The organism is Paenibacillus sp. URB8-2, from assembly GCF_013393385.1.
GTDB lineage: Bacteria > Bacillota > Bacilli > Paenibacillales > Paenibacillaceae > Paenibacillus_AQ.
In genome coordinates, this window is the sequence record NZ_AP023239.1 from 2750256 (window position 1) to 2767734 (window position 17479).

Below are 17479 nucleotides of genomic sequence, written 5' to 3' on the forward strand. Positions count from 1 at the left end.
AATGTTCCGTTTAGAGTGTTATTTTTTCCAGCCGTCCTTCAAGGGCACGATTCGGTTGAATACTAGTTTGCCATCTGCCGGCCTGCTGACAGAATCTAAAATAAAGTAACCGTTTCGGATGAACTGGAATCTGCTGCCCGGCTTTGCCTGCCGCACCCCAGGCTCAATCAGAGCATTCTCTACAACTTGTAATGAATCTGGATTCAAACATGCCTCCCAGCCATCCTCGGATGCTCCAATTTCTGCGTCAGGAAGCAGCAACGAATCGTAAAGACGGAGCTCGCACTTTTCAACATGTCGGGCGGATACCCAATGGATAGTTCCCTTAACCTTGCGTTCTGTGAAGCCGCTACCGCTTTTCGTCTTGGGATCATAGGTACAGCGAATCTCGGTGATGGTACCGTCAATTTCCCTGATAATCTCCACACAGCGGATGAAGTAGGCCCCCTTAAGCCGCACCTCAGCGCCCGGCGACAGCCTGTGAAAGCCTTTGACCGGGGACTCCATGAAGTCTTCTCGCTCGATGAACAGTTCTCGAGAGAATGGTACCTTTCGCTTGCCCATTTTTTCATTTGCCGGATTGTTTTCGATTGTCAGCACTTCCTCATCATCTTCCGGAAAGTTGACGATAACAACCTTTAGTGGATCGATGACCGTCATGACTGCTGGAACGCTCTCCTTCAGATCCTGCCGAAGCTTGTGCTCCAGTAGGGAGAGGTCTACTATGGTTTGTTGCCGCGCCAGTCCAATACTGCTGATAAAACTGCGGATACTCTCCGGTGTGAAGCCACGTCGGCGCATTCCGGAAATCGTCGGTAGTCGGGGATCATCCCAGCCATCTACCAACCCTGCACCTACTAGTTGGCGCAGATAACGTTTGCTGGTTACTGCTCCGGCGATGTTAACCCGCCCGAATTCCCATTGCCGTGGAGGCTCCGAAATCTCCAATTCATTTAAAACCCATTCGTATAGTGGACGATGGTCCTTGAATTCAATGGAGCACAGAGAATGAGTAATACCTTCAATGGCATCCTGGATTGGATGGGCAAAATCATACATCGGAAATATACACCAGGCATCTCCCGTACGGTAGTGCGGTGTGTGAATAATTCGATACAGTACCGGATCGCGCAAATTGATATTCGGAGAAGCCATATCGATTTTTGCTCTCAAGACGCGAGAGGCGTCAGGATACTTACCATTTCGCATCTCGGCGAATAACCGCAGATTCTCCTCCGGTGTCCGATTTCGAAAGGGGCTATCTGTGCCGGGCTCGGTCAGGGTTCCCCGGCTCGCTGCCAATTCAGCAGATGAAAGGTCGCAAACGTATGCCCTCCCTCGCTCAATTAACCTGATGGCCGCATCAAAGATCTGTTCCGAATAATCCGAACCATAATAGACATGCCCTTTAGGGCTGTAGCCCAGCCACTCAATATCCTTCAGAATGGACTCTACATACGCGATGTCCTCCTTCAGCGGATTGGTATCGTCGAATCTAAGATGGAATACACCACCGAATGCATGGGCGGCAGTGTAGCTCGTGTGAATCGCATAAGCACTGCCGATATGCAGATAGCCGTTAGGCTCCGGCGGAAACCGAGTGCAAATTGGACGGGTAAACCGTCCGCTTTGGAGATCTTCGCGGATTAGAACTTCCAGGTAACTTCCAGCTGCGGAAGAGTCGGCTAGGGTATCGCCCTCTTCAGATTGTTTGCCGTCAATCGTCGAACTGTCCGAGGGGTACGGCGTTGGGGTATTTTCTTTCATTGTATTTTTTCCTCCCTTATTGATGGCATTCAGCATGCCTATTGGCCACATGCAACAAAAAAAGAACTTCACCTCCAAGACGTTTAGTCTTGGGGACGAAATTCTTCGTGGTGCCACCCCGGGTTTGCCGATATGTCGCCATACCGGCCTCATTGGGTACGGCGCTGCTCGACTGGCAGACAACGGTTATACCCTAGCTCTGTATCGGGAGCTCCCGTCCCGCCATCCCTCTGGCTATTTGCCCAGTTCCGGCGGGCCGCTCGAAGGCTTGATTCAACGTCGCTATCTTTACCCATTCTCAGCACCCGGGCTCTCTGTTCAAAGATAATCAACGTCTACTCTTCTCGTCATCGCGTTGTATATTGGCCTTATCTTAGCAAAATTATTTTTCGACAGCAAGGGCATAGGCGATATCAGAACTTTAATGTTCGCAATCCTTGGATGCTCTTCTGAGTAAGAAAAAAAGTCATTTTTATTTTCGTAAATTAGAAGTACAATAGTTTTCCTCATCAAGTGATCCATGACTAAAAACTCTAATAAGATTCAAATATGAATGGAGTGTAATTCATGATTATCAACCGACAAGATTTCAATGTTAAAGAATTAAACTACACGATTAGATCTGCTGTTGAAAGTGACGCAAAAAATTTGTCTGAATTAAGATTTCAGATTGATGGAGAAACCGAAAATATGGACAGAGAAAAAGGAGAGGCGTTTATAGACCAAGCGGGATTTGAAAAAATTATTGAAACAGATACTAACCATCCTAGAAACTTATTTTTAGTTGCAGAAATGGATGGGAGGATAATAGGTTATTCAAGATGTGAAGGTTATGAATTGAAAAGATTCTCACATAAAGTGGAATTTGGATTAGGTGTATTAAAAGATTTCTGGGGATATGGGATTGGGAAAAATCTCATGAAAGAAACAATTTCTTGGGCTGACGCCAATGGCATTAAAAAAATTGTGTTAAATGGTGTTTTGGAAACGAATGAAAAAGCGATTGAACTGTATAAAAGACTCGGTTTTGAAATCGAAGGTCTAATGAAAAAAGATAGAATCCTTTCAGACGGAAAATACTATAACACTTATATGATGGGAAGATTTAAAGAATAATTCCTAATCCAACTCTCTGATTCATCAATTTGTCATTCATATAAGTTATTAGAGATGCCAACATCAATTGAATTGAACACTCCCCCACTTAGCTAACACTTGGTGGGGGATTCTTGGGTAATCCCTTCAACTGAGTGGAATTCATATCGATTTTTTCTCACGAAAAATCGTATACCAAGCGATCCCTGCGGTTCCCGCAGTTTTCCATCCAACAGCGAAGGTGGGGGTTAGACACGTCTGCTTAACAAACATATGTTCTTGTGTTATGCTAGATCCATCAAACTTGCGATGGAGGTGTATCTCATGAAGGTGGTCAAAACACTCAAATATACGATTACGTCTCACCACCGCATGCTAGATGCGACTCTCCTTGCGTATCAAGAGGCGTTATCGTTCTTGATTACGGTCATTCAAGAGCAGTTTATGGCCTTGGAACCGTTATCCGCCCAAGCGGTTGTGACGGCGGTAGAAAGGCTGACTCACCGTACCAGGCATAATCCGAATCCGCTCTACACCGAGTTTGATCAACGCTTCTATAAGTTTCCTTCGTACTTCCGCAGAAGTGCCATTGCAGAAGCATTTGGCATGGTGAAAAGTCATCATTCCCGTTTTCAGCTTTGGCAAGCCGAGCGGCAACACGCCCAGCAAGAGGGGAAACGCTTTTCGAAGAAACCGCCGACACTCCAAGCTCAGCATCAGGCATTCCCTTGCTTGTACAAAGGCAATATGTTCATTCGAACCTCCGATAGGGCAGCCAACATTAAGATATTTCATCAAGGCGATTGGGTCTGGCTCCCCATTACCTTTAAAGGCCAAGACCTATTCAAACGTAACGTGTGGAGCATGAAAGAATGCAGCCCCACATTAGTCCGAAAAGGAAAACGCTATGCCCTTCATATCGCCTATGAAGGGGATGTGAAGTTGACTCAGGCGGAAATTTCCAAGCAGCGGGTGTGTGCCGTTGATTTAGGCTTAACGAATTCCGCAGTCTGTTCCGTGATGGACGTAAGCGGCACTGTCTTGGCGAGGACATTTATCAACCAAGCCAAAGAAAAAGATCGATTGCGCCAAATCACAGGCAAACTGAAACAAGCCCAGCGACAATCCGGTATAGGGGCAAAACCGAATTTCTGGCGGCGGATGAACGGCTTACAGACGCATATCGTCCACGATACCGCGCATCGAATCATCGCCTTTGCCCAAAAGCACAGCGCAGATGTCATTGTCATGGAGTATTTAGGCAAGATGCGTCTGCCTAAAGGAACGTGGGGAGCCAAGCGACTTCGTGCCAAACTCCAGTTTTGGGCGAAACGGCGCATCCAAACAAAAGTGACCGAAATGGCGCATTTCTTGGGAATGCGGGTTTCCATGGTCAACCCTGCGAATACAAGCGCGCTTGCTTTTGATGGCAGTGGATTTGTAAAACGAAACCCGAAGCGTGATGTTGCTGTATTCGCAACAGGCAAAACGTATCACGCGGACCTTAATGCCTCGTATAACATCGGCGCACGATACGTGTTGCGCAGTATACACAAAGCCACATCTGAAAAGATGTGGTTGTCCTTGGAGGCCAAAGACCCTTCATTGGCAAAACGAACGTATTGGACGTTGGCTTCCCTCATTCGGGTGCAACAGGCGTTGAGCCTTCAATCATGAAGCTCGCAAGCGTGTGCAACCCTGTATCGATGCCAACAGAAGCCCCCACTTCATGCGTAAGCTAAGTGGGGAGAGTTCACCGTATACCAATGGGGTGGAAAAAACTTGCAAGCTGGGTAAACAGCAAAGGCTATAAAACATCATGCGAATAAGAAAGATATTGGCTTGAAGAGGTACTGGAAATTGACGGTTTAGTATTTATGGATATTTATTTTCCGATTGGATAAGTTCCATGAACCCCGTAACCAAAATTGGTTAGGGGGTTCTTTCACTACATACAAATAGTCCCTACACAGTGAGATTAAGCTTACGGAAAACGATAGTTGAAAAAAGACACGAAAGCAGCGGTAGATCGGCTGCCTTTGTTCACGGGCAGGTTAACTCAACCAAACGGGTTAAAACTATATACGTATCATCGTAATATATCTAAACACAAAGTGCATTTTGACCACAAAATTTACATCGGTTTATAAAGACCAAGAGCCACTCCTGCTACAATGGAGTGGTTCCTTTATAGAACTTTTCTTTTATCTAACTGTAGAATCCCGATAGTTAAGTTTAGGACTTGTTTTCAAGTGCTCATAACTTATTAGTCCACCACTTGTAGAGTCTATCGATAAAATGCATTAAAACATGTACAATTGTAATAAGAGATGCCATTTGTAAAGCCTTTATAAAACTAACCCCTACAAAATAGTAACTAAGAAGTAAAATAGCTAAAAAATAAATTCCTACACTTAGAATTGGTTTAAACATATCTATAAGCCCTCCCAACCTTCAGTTTAACATTTATTCCACCTCTTTATTGAACTTAACTTCCCATTAGTTGAGTAAAATCCTGTTTTTATTACATATCGTCACGCGAATACGAATTCAGCAAGCAAACTCGATAGACTGCAGGATAATTTACGGTGAACCGTACCACAAGTTTATGGGCATTCGCCCAAGCGCCCTTTCCGCGAATGCATATGATGATTATGCCTACTCATTGAAAGGAGCGATCACATATGGGATTTTTTCCAACGCCGGGAACCGGCGGATTTCCAGGGTCCCCGGGCGGACCTGGCGTGCCGGGAGGACCGGGGGTTCCAGGTGGATTTCCCGGACAATTTCCGGGGACACCGGGACTTCCGGGGGGTGCACCGGGAGGCGTTCAAGCGCCGACGGTTCCTCCACCGCAATTCGTACCGCAAATGTCGGCCACCACATTTGCCGTCGACCCCGGCGGGATCAGACGCTGCCTGTTCCGCAACACATACATTTGGCTGAACAACGGCGAGCAATTCTGGTTCTTCCCGGTATTCGTCGGGCGTAATTCTATTGCAGGGTTCAGATGGTTCGGTTTCTTCTGGGCGTACTTCGGCATTGATTTGAATCGGATTCGCTCGTTCACCTGCTTCTAAGGCAGACAGCGAAAGAGAACAGCCTGCGGGCTGTTCTCTTTGTTGTGCGACTTTTCGTGTATACCGCTATCATCCAAGAGTCAATGGTTCGGGCTTGCAGTGGGTTGGCTCGCGAGAAAATCCGGGGGTTGTGAATCCTGCAAAAGACACCGGGAAAAGATAATTAAACAAAGCGAGATCAAAGAAAGGACTGCCCCGCAAAGGATGGCCTTATAACTTGCCGTTACAGACAGCGCGGTGAACCGTACCATAAGTAAGCACAAAGTCATCGTTAATTGAAGCGTCAAAGAACAATTCAATGTCCTTGACGCTTCTCTAGTCGGGATTGTTTCCAACATTTACAGTGATCTTGTTTATTATAGAGTGAAGCAAGTCTTTTTGTTTCATTGGTTCAACCTTCGTTATTACCGTTGAGAAGCCTGTTAAGACTTGGTGAACCTGCTCGAAAGAAACCACTTTTATAGTTGGTCTGTTGACTTCATACTCCGTACACTCTCAAACATAGCCGATCGATGACTTCCATTGGATTCTGGTTACTTCGCTTCATGGCTTTCTGAACGGTTTTGGTAGGGGGAAGCTGAAACTTCATGTAGCATTGAACCATGCCATACAAGGCAGTGTACTCGTTCTCATGAGGGGGTTAGGGGTGGGGGATGGTTTACACCTTTTTTATGTTTGTCGTTGTCAGATATGACCGTAGGCGCATCCATCGACCGACTATGAGTAAATTTTAAAGTGATACGACAACTGTGATTTATGGTACAATATGGATTAAACTAACTGGCAGGATAGTGAAATAACAGGAATCAAGCGAAGAGCATGGCGGAGCTTCGCAAGGCTTCAGCCTAAACGGGACGGCGCAGGTTGTAGTTAAATTACGATTGTGATAAACTGTACGTAATTTTGATGACGGGAGTTGAACGAATACATGTAGAACTTTCTTGCTGTGAGATCACGAAAAGAACGGACTCAGCTATTGGCTGTGGTTGGTTTATTTCGTCTCTGCAAGAAAGGTCTGCATTTCGTTTGCGCTCCCTATCCGGACAGTCATCCGGCCCCTTGGAATGGGGCCGGATTTCCTCGTATGGATCAGAGCCGCAAGAAAGCACCTTTCTTGCGGCTCTTTTTATTTCCATATGAAAGGATGATCGCCATGCCCGCGATACAGGTATCCAATCTTACTTTTGCCTATCCAGGTAGCTATGACCTTATATTCGAAAATGTTCATTTTCAAATCGATACAGACTGGAAGCTAGGGTTTACAGGGCGAAACGGTCGGGGGAAAACGACGTTCTTTAACCTGCTGCAGGGGAAATACGAATACAGCGGCACGATCTCCGCACCGGTCGCTTTTGATTATTTTCCGTTTCCCGTCGAACATCCGGAATATTTGACCGTCGACGTCATCGAAGAGATCGTCCCAGGCTATGAGCGCTGGAAGTTGATGCGCGAACTGAACCTGCTTAAGGTTTCGGAAGACGTGTTGTACCGGCCATTCGAATCGTTGTCCCAAGGCGAGCAGACGAAGGTACTGCTGGCCGTGCTGTTCATCCAGGACAATCGATTTCTGCTCATCGATGAACCGACCAATCATCTCGATTTTCACGCACGAAAGCTTGTTGGCGATTATCTGAATACGAAACGCGGTTTTATTCTTGTTTCACACGATCGGGCATTTCTCGACCGCTGCGTCGATCACATTCTATCGATCAACAAAATGAATATCGAAATCCAAAAAGGCAGCTTCTCAAGCTGGTGGACGAACAAAACTCGCCAGGACAAGTTCGAATTGGCACAAAACGAAAAGTTGTACAAAGACGTACAGCGTTTATCGACTTCTGTCAAACGCACGAGCGGCTGGTCTCACGAGATCGAAAAATCGAAAAACGGTACACGAAACTCCGGCTCCAAGCTGGACAAGGGATACGTCGGTCACAAAGCAGCAAAAATGATGAAACGCGCGAAATCCATCGAGCAGCGGCAAACCGCCGCTGTAGAGGAGAAGTCGAAACTGCTCCGAAATATCGAACAGTCAGAAAGCCTTGTGATCTCTCAGCTCGCATATCCCAAATCCGAACTGGTCGTGCTGGATCACGTCACGATTTACTACGGGGTAAGACCGGTTTGCGAGAACGTTCGTTTGACGATCGAACAAGGGGATCGGATCGCAATTTCAGGTCCAAACGGTTCGGGCAAGTCTAGCTTGCTCCGCCTGCTCAACGGCGAGGCGCTTCACTATACAGGCACGTTTCGGCCGGAGCCGCAGCTTCGCGTTTCCTATGTATCCCAGAGTACCTCTCATCTGCGAGGATCACTTTCCGATTATGCAGTAGAGCACGGAATCGACGAAAGCTTATTTAAGACCCTGTTGCGTAAGCTTGATTTCGCCCGCATCCAGTTTGAGAAGGATATGTCGGCGTTTAGCGGCGGGCAGAAGAAGAAGGTTCTGATCGCGAGAAGCCTATGCGAAGAGGCTCATCTGCATATTTGGGACGAACCGCTCAACTTTGTCGACGTGATTTCCCGGATGCAGATTGAAGAGCTGCTGCTTGAGTACGCGCCGACCATTGTGTTCGTGGAGCATGATCGGGAATTTCACGACCGTGTCGCCACGAAAACGATTGAACTCGGTGGGGGTTAGATTTATGCAAAGTGACTAGGAGTTAAACATGATTTCAACGGCAGAAAGCTTTACAAACAACTTTTTGAAAAGGGGGAGATTAAACTCCCTCAATATGATTTAGTTTTCTCATTCAGGCTCATGAATTCGCAGGATTTCACCTTTAGCTAAGTGTCAGATAAGAAGGGAACAGAGGAGGCGGTGGATATATTCGATACATAGGTAACATCGTTGTCTAATGAAAATCCTATTAATAACAAATGGAGGAGTATGGTGATGGACATAAAGCAATCATTTTCAAACAGAGTTAAAGATTATGTGAAATATCGTCCAACATATCCTAGTGACGCGATAGATTATTTATATGATATTGTCAAACTTGATGAGAATTCGACCGTGGCTGATATTGGGGCAGGAACAGGAAAATTATCTGAATTACTAGTTGAAAGAGGTACTAATGTTATTGCAGTAGAACCAGATCAGGAAATGCGAAAAGCTTCTGAACAAATACTTGGACATGAATCCAACTTTCGTGCTGTGGCAGGTTCAGCAGAATCAACATGTTTACGTGACAATTCCGTAGACTTTATAGTTTGTGCACAAGTGTTCCACTGGTTCGATCGTACGGTTACAAAAATGGAATTTAAACGAATTCTAAAAGAACGTGGTAAGGTTATTTTAGTTTGGAATACACGTCAAACAAAAGGAACCCCTTTTTTAGAAGGGATAGAACATTTATTGCTTAACTATGGTATTGATTACTCCGAAGTGAATCACAAAAACATTTCGGAAGATGAATTGCAATTATTCTTTAAAGAAAATACTATGGAGAAGTCCGTTTTTAAAATACAACAATTATTTGATTTTGAGGGTCTAAGTGGAAGAGTAATGTCTTCCTCCTATACTCCTATGCCTGAACATCCTAACTACGGACCTATGATGGACGAATTAATAAAGTTATTTAATCGATATGAGAAAAACGGTAAAGTACCTTATATATATGAAACAGAGTTATATTGGGGAGAGATTTAATATCACTTAGGGAGCATGAGTTGAAGAATCGATATGACGGATTACGATTGTGCAATAAAAGAGAAGTTCTATCTAAGAAGAAACGGCTGCGCCGTCCTCTGGAAGAGGAAGGTATCCGTTTCTCGTAAAAATATCAGGTTAAGGATAAGCGCGAAGCTTATACTTTCTGATATTTCAAAGAAAACCACTCCATTGTCGGAGTGGCTTCTTCTTTATATACTGATGTAAATTTATTTTTCTGAAAACTTAATTCACATGGGCTTTGGTAGACATATCAAAATCAACATCTTCAATAAATTCGATAACTTCTCCGTTGGGACTGTGAATGACAGCGTTCTTTACTACCAGAGGAGGTTCCCCAAGAGAAAGGTAATCCGGTTCTATAAAAGCCTTTGCTCCATGAGAAAGGGCTTTTTGGTACATTTCATCTACATTATCTACATAGAAGGCTAAATGTAATAACGCTCCGTGAGCTATATCTTCTTCGGACGATGCTTTCTTCCCTTGAGCTGGGATGACAGCGTCGTTATCAAAGATCTCAATGCAGGTTCTTTGGTCGGGTGAAATCAGCATTGAAGCTTCTTTGATTTGAAATAGTGGTAGACTCCAATGATGCCCTAACTTGAACCCTAGAACTTCAATATAGAATGTAATGGTTGCTTTATAATCTCTGGCTTGGATCGCTACATGTGAAAGGCCTTTTAAGCTCATCTATAATCGCTCCCTTATATTATATATATTTATTATAGTTACATTAAAATGTGAGATACATACAAAAGATAAGTGTTTTATAGTAATATGGTTATTGAATATATGGTATTTCAGTTGAATAGGTTTATTTTATTAAATAGGTTCAGGGGGTTCTTGATTTGGAACATCTTATGGATGACATTGATAAAAAGATCATGGCATTACTTCAGTACAATGCGCGAATGTCCATTTCTCAAATCAGCAAAGAGGTTGCGATGTCGCAACCATCCGTTAAAGAAAGAATGATCAAGTTGGAAGAAAAAAACATCATTTCTGGGTATAACACAGTTTTTAGTTTACGGGAACTGAATCGAGGCACGACCACTTTTATTCTATTAAAAACAGAACATTGCCAAGAGATCACTGATTTTTGTAAGAATGCTATGGAAGTAACTGATTTCTTTCGCATTAGTGGTGAATACAATTATCTCATTAAGGTACAAACCGCATCTATTGAGGAACTTGCCGAATTTCAAGATTGCCTTATAAAGTTCGGACCTTCAAAGTCTCATATCAGTTTGAAAAATATATTGGAGAACAGGGTTTTGCTCTAAATGGATGGAAAGCTATTTTTCCATGACAACTGCACGCTCCGAGTGATAAAGGCAGTACAGCATAATGGCCTGCTGGACATACAGTAGACATTTTTTGAATTCATATCCGACAAAATAATCCGAGTCGATGGCATCCGCAGAGACTTCTTCCCCTCTGAAGAAAGGCGGACACGGATTGAGCATCGCGCCGGGCTTGGTCATCCGCATCCGCTGCAAATTTAGCTGGTATTTCCCTATGTATTCGGCCGTCCGGTATTCCTCCGGCAAAGAATCGGTCAGAAGGATGTCGCTGTCAGGCAATATCCCGTCCAGACTGATATGAAACTTATAATTGGCGGTTTCCGGCCCAAGCGCATTGCCCTCTGAGCAGACATGGTGGAAGTTCAGATTCATCATCTTCGCCATGCTCATCCATGTTCGGCTGATGTTACCCGCCGAACCCACAAAGGTATAGACCAGGTCCTTGTAATCCGGCCTCCGTCTGCTGATGGCATAAAGGTCGGACATGATTTCGCACGGATGGTTCTCCGAAGTCATGGCATTGATGACAGGAATCGAAGCACACCTCGACAGTTCCCGAAGTTTATGGAGATCCGAATGCCGGACTACGGCCGCGTCGGCCCAGTTCGCCATATAGGCTATGACATCGGCGAGCTGTTCTCTCTTATTCAGAGCTTCCGGCGGCATGCAAATACACTCACCCCGCAGATCGCGGATGCCTTTTTCAAAGCTTACTCTCGTGCGAAGACTCGATTCGGGAAAAAATAAAATGAACGTTTTTCCTAGAAGCAGGGGCTGTTCCCGGTTCTGACAAAGCCGGTCGGTCAGGCCAAAAATGTCTTGGATCTGTTCCGGCTTCCAATCCTCAATATCCAGAAAATGCAGTGTCATCACGTCCTTATATATAAGTTGGGCGAGTCAGAATAGTGAAATAATATACAAATATATGCATTAGTATACACTATTTTCAGCCTGTTCTCCGAATTAAATCGGAGGGGCCGATGCCGGTTCTTTCCGGTTTTTCCGGTATTCAATCGGACTGCATCCGGCCTCTTGTTTGAACAGCTTGGAAAAATGCGAATAATTAGCATACCCAACCTTGCTTGCGATCGTATATACCGACTGATGAGTCGTTTCAAGCAGATGCTTGGCCGCAGCAATCCGGGTTTGGATGATATAATTGCCGAGCGAAATACCCGTTTCCTTTTTGAAGAGCCTTGCCAAATAGTCCGGATTGAGGTAGACGGTCTCTGCCAGACTCATCCTGGACAAATCATCGCCGCAATGGGTATGGATGTAGTGCTTGATTTCCTGGGCGACGGATTTGGGCTCTTCGGCAAAATGTCGGTATTCCGCGGCGGTGCTCACCAAATAGCCAATATATTTCTGCATATCTTCAATGGAGTTCAATGACTGCATGAACAATTGATCGCCGGTTCGCCCCGTATACAATTTATGAGCCTCAATTTCTTTGTCTTTCAAATGGGCATAGACAAGCTGGGCAATATCGAGCCGAAGCAGGCTAAGGACCGACGTGTTCAGGACTTGGCCTTGATTGAGTTTGTGCAAATAATCCCCCGTTTCTTTCAAAAAGGCGTCATAGTCATTTTCATTCAGCAATTGTTCCAGCAGACTCAGGTTCGGTGGTGTATAGACCGCTTCCTGGCGGTGATAGTGTTCCAGCCAAAATATCCGGTTGCGGTGCTTGATCATCTCCTCGTTTAAATGCAGGAGGTCTTTGATCGCTTTACGGATGTGTTCAAGCGTTCGGGATACGGCGATATTGCAGCAGGCGTCGCATTTGAGATACTTGTTGGCATGCCCGATAAAAGAAGAGCAGATGCTTTCAATCATCCGGGGATCAGGCGCATGATTCCATTTCAGAATAACCATCCAGTTATATTCCTTGAATTCCGTAATCGTCTCAACCGAGAAGCCGGGGTTCTGAAACAGCTCATACATCACATTCAGCAGCGCGTAATCGAACAGGCTTTTATCGTCATCGCCCAAGCTTTTATCATACGGGAAAAGATTGACCAGAACGGGGAGAAAGAGATCTTCCGCCTCGTAGGGAAGATTTTGCTCCTCCATGAAAGCGGCGAAAGAGGAAGGACTTGACGGGAAATCTTTCCCCAGGATCAATCTGCGCCAGAAATCCTCCAGCAGGGTCATCCGATTTTTCTGCCATAAATGCCCTTCGTGTATTGCTTTTTCATTGCTTTGCTGCTCGTTCGCTTTAGCGACGGCTTTTTGAATAATGAGCGTTAACTTGTCGAACTCGATCGGCTTCAGGAAATAATCGAAGCTTTGCAGCTCGATCGCTTTTTGGGCATAGTTGAAGTCCGCGTAATTGGTCAGAATGATCGCCTGTACGCTGTACTGCTCCTCCCGAATCCATGCGAGCAGATCAAGCCCGCTTCCCTGGGGCATTTCAATATCGCATATGACAATTTGCACCGGATGCCGAAGCAGAATCTCGCGCGCTTGCGCAACATTGTAAGCGGTATAAATATTTTCAATGGATAACGCTTTCCAGGCTATTTTTTTCTCCAATGCCGTAATTACATAATAGTCATCATCAACCAGCAAAATGTTCATTGGATTACACCTCTTTTGGCTGTTCATCAGTCCGTGTTAATGGAGGAAGGGCTATGGTCACGCAGGCGCCGCCGTCTTCACCATTGGTAAAACCGACGTTCGCCTTTTGGCGGTAAAGAAGGTTCAATCGCTGCAGGACATTCATAATGCCGATCCGCCTGCCGCCGGTTTGCATGAATGGCTCGCCATTCGCCAACTTTTCAAGGATATCCGGCGGAAATCCCGGGCCGGTATCGGCAATTCGGATTACGGTCATTTCCTCTTCTGCGGCCCGTATTCGCTTGAACACCGTCAGCGTAATTTGCAGCTCGTGGTCTCTCGAAACGGCGTATTTAACCGAGTTCTCGATAAAGGTCTGAAGCATAAGCGGCGGCACCAGGGTGCCGATTGTATCTTCCGACTGCTCGATGCGGTAGGAGAAGGCGCCCTGGTAGCGCGATTTTTGAATATTAAGATAAGTGCGGACATGCTCGATTTCATCCTCCAGACGGACAAAGTTCTCGCCGCTCTGAAAAATATACCGGAAATACTTGGAGGTCGACATCGCCATGTTCTCGATTTCCTCATACATTTGAATTTGCGCCATACTGTAAATGCTCGTCAGGCAGTTCAGGAAAAAATGGGGTTTGATCTGAAGCTTCATATAGTCCAGCCGAATTCTTTGTTTCTCCAGTTCCTGTTCGTACATGGCGATTTTAAATGTTTTGATTTGCTCAACCAGATCTTTAAACTGCGCGTTCGCCTGCTCCAGCTCGATAATTTTGCCGCTTTTGATATCCGCCGGCGCTTCGCCTTCGTTAATGCGCGCAAGATTCCGCGAGAAGCTTCGTATAGGGCCAAGCACCCTTTTTCTAAATAACAGCATTACGGCGCTTAAGACAAACACTACGATAAAGAACAGCAGCATTATGAGCAGTTGGGCAATCATGATCTTCTCAAACGCCCCGAATTTGATGACCATTTTGACGCTGAACGTTGCGTTGGAGAACTCGTTACTGACCATCCTTCCTGAACGAAGGAAATCCAGAACAGAGTAGGCCTTATCTTTTTGCGATGATATTTGGCTTTCGGATAACGGAGTGGATAAGTTTCTTCCCTGTATATCCACCAGCGACGCATAGCCTGCCTCTCCAAGATTGATCTGACGAAGGGGCCGGATCAGGTCATCCGCGGATATGAGGGCGACTAAATAACGATTGTAGTAAGGCAGAATGTTGATAATATAGTACTTGCCGCCCACAAGGACAGGCGTCCATTTCGAATAAAATTTCTCGAACAGGTTCTTATCCTCTATGTAGGAAACAATCTGATCTTTCAGTTTTCGGTAATCCGTATAGGAAATGCTGATCGGCGCGCAATTCAGAAAAAAGGACTGGTTCTTCAAATAGAAAAAGAAGTTATATTCCTGCCCGTAATTTTTTTGCAGCTCGGTAAAACGTTTATACAGATTGTCGTTGGCTTTTAAGAACGGAGTGCTGTTAAGCCCGTAAGCATTCATCATGTTCAGGCTATCATCGTTCGCTAGCGTCCAGCCCATATAGTGATTGATGTAAGCAAAATCATGATTGATCCGATTAATATACAAGTCGGCCGTGTCCTGCAAATACCGTGTGGATTGCTGCTTGACGATGATAATGGAAGCGAAGCTGATGACAAAGTCCAAAACAAGCACTGTGAAAGAAATGATAATCATGATTTTTACATAATGCTTGATGGGATAAGGTTTGTTTCTTGTTTTTTTTGCCATAGGCCTTCAGAGCCGCGTCCTTTCCTGCGCGTTTCATTTAATGAATGCGTTTTATTTTATAGTAACAAAAATATTATAAAACCTTTGTGAGAAAAAAACATAAGAATCCGGCACCGTTTCGCCTCAAAGTCCGGAAAGCGCATACAAAAGTCTGTATAACGTCAACTTTTCCTGCCCGAAGGGAAGCCGGCTCTCCAAGCTGTAGGGAAACGGACCGGAAAGGTCCGAATTACCGTCTCATGATGTCCAGTAAACGGGAATTCGGGAAGGTATACTAAAGATGTTCAAAAGGCCGGCATCAAATTGAAAGCGATTTAAACAGACTAAAGAGGTTAAGGAGGGGATATCATGAGATCCGGTCAATTTGCTCCAGGGCGAACATTCGGACAGATCAGACGAAATTGGGGACTGTATGTTTTGCTTCTTCCCGCCGTGGTGCTTACGTTATTGTTCGCGTACAAACCGATGTACGGGGTGATCATTGCATTCAAGGATTACAGCCCGGCATCAGGAATTACCGGCAGCCCTTGGGCGGGATTCAAGTACTTCGAGAAGTTCTTTCATTCCTATCAATTTTCGGCAACCATCAAGAATACGCTTGTCATCAGTGTTTACAGTCTGGTTACCTTTCCAATTCCAATAATACTGGCGCTGATGGTCAACCAGATGCGAGCGAACCGGTTTAGACGTTTTTTTCAGACGGTATCGTATATGCCGCATTTCATCTCGACGGTTGTTATGGTAGGTTTGATGATGATTTTGTTTTCCCCAAGCACCGGCTTGGTTGGCAGCCTGTATCATCTGTTCGGGGGAGAGGCTCCCGATCTGATGGGCTCCGCGGGATTATTCAGCAGCGTGTATGTGTGGTCGGATGTGTGGCAGCATGTCGGCTGGGACAGCATTATTTATATCGCCGCGCTTTCCGCGGTCGATCCGAGCCTGTACGAGGCGGCAACCGTGGATGGAGCGAGCCGGTGGCACAAAGTCCGCTATATCGATATTCCGATGCTTATGCCGACGGCGATTACGCTGCTTATTTTGCGGGTCGGCGGGCTGCTCGGGGTCGGTTTTGAAAAAGTGTATCTGATGCAGAATGACCTGAATATCACCTCAAGCGAAATTCTTTCCACCTATGTGTACAAAATCGGGCTGCTCAGCAGCCAGTACAGCTTTTCCGCGGCCATCAACTTGTTCAATACCGTCATTAACTTTGTTCTATTGATTATGGTCAATCAGATTTCCAAAAAATTCAGCGAAAACAGTTTGTGGTAGAGAGGAGGGGGACGATATGGGGGTATTGGAAGCCGTGGTGAACAAGAATACGGGAAAAGTAAAGAACAACCGTTCATCCGACAAAGTTATGGAAATTGTGATGTATGTGTTTGCGGTTATGTTTCTGGTAGTCCTGATTTACCCGCTCTATTTTATCATCATTGCGTCGTTCAGCGATCCGTCCGCGGTGGCGAATGGACAGGTATGGATGTTTCCGAAAGGGTTTACACTGGACGGTTACCAAGAACTGCTGCGCCATGAGAACATTTGGATCGGGTATCGAAATACCATCCTGTACACGGCAGTGGGGACCGCCATCGGCCTGATTGTCAATATTTCGGCGGCCTACGCGCTATCGAGAAAGGACCTTGTTGGTCGAAAGTTTCTTTCGTTATTCTTCATCTTCACGATGTTTTTCAGCGGCGGGCTGATTCCCACCTTCCTGACGGTCCGGGATTTTCATCTGTACGATACATTCCTGGTCATGGTCCTGCCTTTCTCCGTTATCGTATACGATATTATCGTTGCCCGGACGTTCTTCCAGTCGAGCATCCCCGGAGATTTATGGGAGGCGGCGCAGATCGACGGGTGCGGGAACCTCCGGTATTTTGTTCAGGTGGTGCTGCCATTGTCGAAAGCGATTATCGCGGTTCTGGGCTTGTGGATCGCGGTCGGCTACTGGAATTCGTATTTTAACGCCTTGATTTACTTGAAAAATCCCAATTTATATCCCTTGCAGCTCATCTTGCGCAATATTCTGATCACCAATCAGATGCAGTCCGGTATGGGAACAGGGGAAGCCGCACAGATCGCGCTGCGCCTGGCCAACTTGATGCGGTATTCCGTCATTATCGTTGCGACCGTTCCTATCCTGTGCTTGTATCCGTTTGTACAAAAATACTTCAACCAAGGGGTGATGATCGGAGCCGTGAAGGAGTAATAGCGTTGATCCTAAAATTGAATC

Annotated in this window: 13 protein-coding genes and 1 other annotated feature; of the genes, 8 read left to right on the top strand and 5 right to left on the bottom strand. The window is 45.5% G+C overall.

Translation table 11 applies throughout. The features are described 5' to 3' along the window. Window positions 1–18: 18 nt before the first annotated feature. Window positions 19–1767 carry a glutamine--tRNA ligase/YqeY domain fusion protein gene (locus PUR_RS12630; protein ID WP_179035543.1) on the bottom strand — a complete coding sequence of 583 codons (1749 nt, stop codon included), beginning with the start codon at window positions 1765–1767 and terminating at the stop codon, window positions 19–21. Between the two features lie 88 nt (window positions 1768–1855). Further along, window positions 1856–2127: a binding site (T-box leader), on the bottom strand. Window positions 2128–2334: 207 nt separating this feature from the next. Here PUR_RS12630 and PUR_RS12635 point away from each other — a divergent pair. The 5 genes from PUR_RS12635 to PUR_RS12655 all read left to right on the top strand — a co-directional run bounded on the left by PUR_RS12635 (window position 2335) and on the right by PUR_RS12655 (window position 9594). After that, window positions 2335–2883, top strand: a complete 549-nt coding sequence (locus PUR_RS12635) for a GNAT family N-acetyltransferase (RefSeq protein ID WP_179035544.1) — start codon at window positions 2335–2337, stop codon at window positions 2881–2883. 303 nt (window positions 2884–3186) lie between these two features. Continuing rightward, window positions 3187–4539, top strand: coding sequence for an RNA-guided endonuclease TnpB family protein (locus PUR_RS12640; protein WP_179035545.1), 1353 nt, complete (start codon window positions 3187–3189; stop codon window positions 4537–4539). Window positions 4540–5546: 1007 nt separating this feature from the next. After that, entirely contained in the window at window positions 5547–5942 is a 396-nt protein-coding gene (locus tag PUR_RS12645; protein ID WP_179035546.1) for a collagen-like protein, read from the top strand. A 1153-nt stretch (window positions 5943–7095) separates the two neighbouring features. Next, entirely contained in the window at window positions 7096–8583 is a 1488-nt protein-coding gene (gene abc-f, locus PUR_RS12650) for a ribosomal protection-like ABC-F family protein (RefSeq protein ID WP_179035547.1), read from the top strand. A gap of 255 nt (window positions 8584–8838) precedes the next feature. After that, window positions 8839–9594 (top strand): class I SAM-dependent methyltransferase, encoded by a 756-nt coding sequence (locus PUR_RS12655; protein ID WP_179035548.1) that lies wholly within the window; start codon window positions 8839–8841, stop codon window positions 9592–9594. Window positions 9595–9840: 246 nt separating this feature from the next. On the opposite strand, the gene PUR_RS12660 is transcribed toward PUR_RS12655, so the two are convergent. After that, entirely contained in the window at window positions 9841–10305 is a 465-nt protein-coding gene (locus tag PUR_RS12660; protein ID WP_179035549.1) for a VOC family protein, read from the bottom strand. 170 nt (window positions 10306–10475) lie between these two features. Here PUR_RS12660 and PUR_RS12665 point away from each other — a divergent pair, with 170 nt between their 5' ends. Next, a complete protein-coding gene (locus PUR_RS12665) occupies window positions 10476–10898 on the top strand; it encodes an Lrp/AsnC family transcriptional regulator (protein ID WP_442953838.1) in 423 nt (140 codons plus the stop codon). Between the two features lie 12 nt (window positions 10899–10910). On the opposite strand, the gene PUR_RS12670 is transcribed toward PUR_RS12665, so the two are convergent. The 3 genes from PUR_RS12670 to PUR_RS12680 form a co-directional block, all read right to left on the bottom strand. After that, window positions 10911–11789, bottom strand: a complete 879-nt coding sequence (locus PUR_RS12670; RefSeq protein ID WP_232101839.1) for an ornithine carbamoyltransferase — start codon at window positions 11787–11789, stop codon at window positions 10911–10913. Window positions 11790–11882: 93 nt separating this feature from the next. Next, a complete protein-coding gene (locus PUR_RS12675) occupies window positions 11883–13496 on the bottom strand; it encodes a response regulator (RefSeq protein ID WP_179035551.1) in 1614 nt (537 codons plus the stop codon). A gap of 4 nt (window positions 13497–13500) precedes the next feature. After that, complete coding sequence (locus tag PUR_RS12680; RefSeq protein WP_179035552.1) at window positions 13501–15243, bottom strand: cache domain-containing sensor histidine kinase; 1743 nt, start codon at window positions 15241–15243, stop codon at window positions 13501–13503. Between the two features lie 348 nt (window positions 15244–15591). On the opposite strand from PUR_RS12680, the gene PUR_RS12685 reads away from it, so the two are divergent. Together PUR_RS12685 and PUR_RS12690 are read left to right on the top strand one after the other, a co-directional pair. Further along, a complete protein-coding gene (locus PUR_RS12685; RefSeq protein WP_179035553.1) occupies window positions 15592–16515 on the top strand; it encodes an ABC transporter permease in 924 nt (307 codons plus the stop codon). 16 nt (window positions 16516–16531) lie between these two features. After that, a complete protein-coding gene (locus tag PUR_RS12690) occupies window positions 16532–17455 on the top strand; it encodes a carbohydrate ABC transporter permease (RefSeq protein ID WP_179035554.1) in 924 nt (307 codons plus the stop codon). The last annotated feature ends 24 nt before the right edge of the window (window positions 17456–17479 follow it).

Coding starts and splice junctions, on each gene's coding strand:
- PUR_RS12635 (WP_179035544.1), top strand. CDS start 2,335: ATGATTATCAACCGACAAGATTTCAATGTTAAAGAATTAAACTACACG.
- PUR_RS12645 (WP_179035546.1), top strand. CDS start 5,547: ATGGGATTTTTTCCAACGCCGGGAACCGGCGGATTTCCAGGGTCCCCG.
- PUR_RS12640 (WP_179035545.1), top strand. CDS start 3,187: ATGAAGGTGGTCAAAACACTCAAATATACGATTACGTCTCACCACCGC.
- PUR_RS12690 (WP_179035554.1), top strand. CDS start 16,532: ATGGGGGTATTGGAAGCCGTGGTGAACAAGAATACGGGAAAAGTAAAG.
- PUR_RS12655 (WP_179035548.1), top strand. CDS start 8,839: ATGGACATAAAGCAATCATTTTCAAACAGAGTTAAAGATTATGTGAAA.
- PUR_RS12630 (WP_179035543.1), bottom strand. CDS start 1,767: ATGAAAGAAAATACCCCAACGCCGTACCCCTCGGACAGTTCGACGATT.
- PUR_RS12660 (WP_179035549.1), bottom strand. CDS start 10,305: ATGAGCTTAAAAGGCCTTTCACATGTAGCGATCCAAGCCAGAGATTAT.
- PUR_RS12665 (WP_442953838.1), top strand. CDS start 10,476: ATGGATGACATTGATAAAAAGATCATGGCATTACTTCAGTACAATGCG.
- PUR_RS12670 (WP_232101839.1), bottom strand. CDS start 11,789: ATGACACTGCATTTTCTGGATATTGAGGATTGGAAGCCGGAACAGATC.
- PUR_RS12685 (WP_179035553.1), top strand. CDS start 15,592: ATGAGATCCGGTCAATTTGCTCCAGGGCGAACATTCGGACAGATCAGA.
- abc-f (WP_179035547.1), top strand. CDS start 7,096: ATGCCCGCGATACAGGTATCCAATCTTACTTTTGCCTATCCAGGTAGC.
- PUR_RS12675 (WP_179035551.1), bottom strand. CDS start 13,496: ATGAACATTTTGCTGGTTGATGATGACTATTATGTAATTACGGCATTG.
- PUR_RS12680 (WP_179035552.1), bottom strand. CDS start 15,243: ATGGCAAAAAAAACAAGAAACAAACCTTATCCCATCAAGCATTATGTA.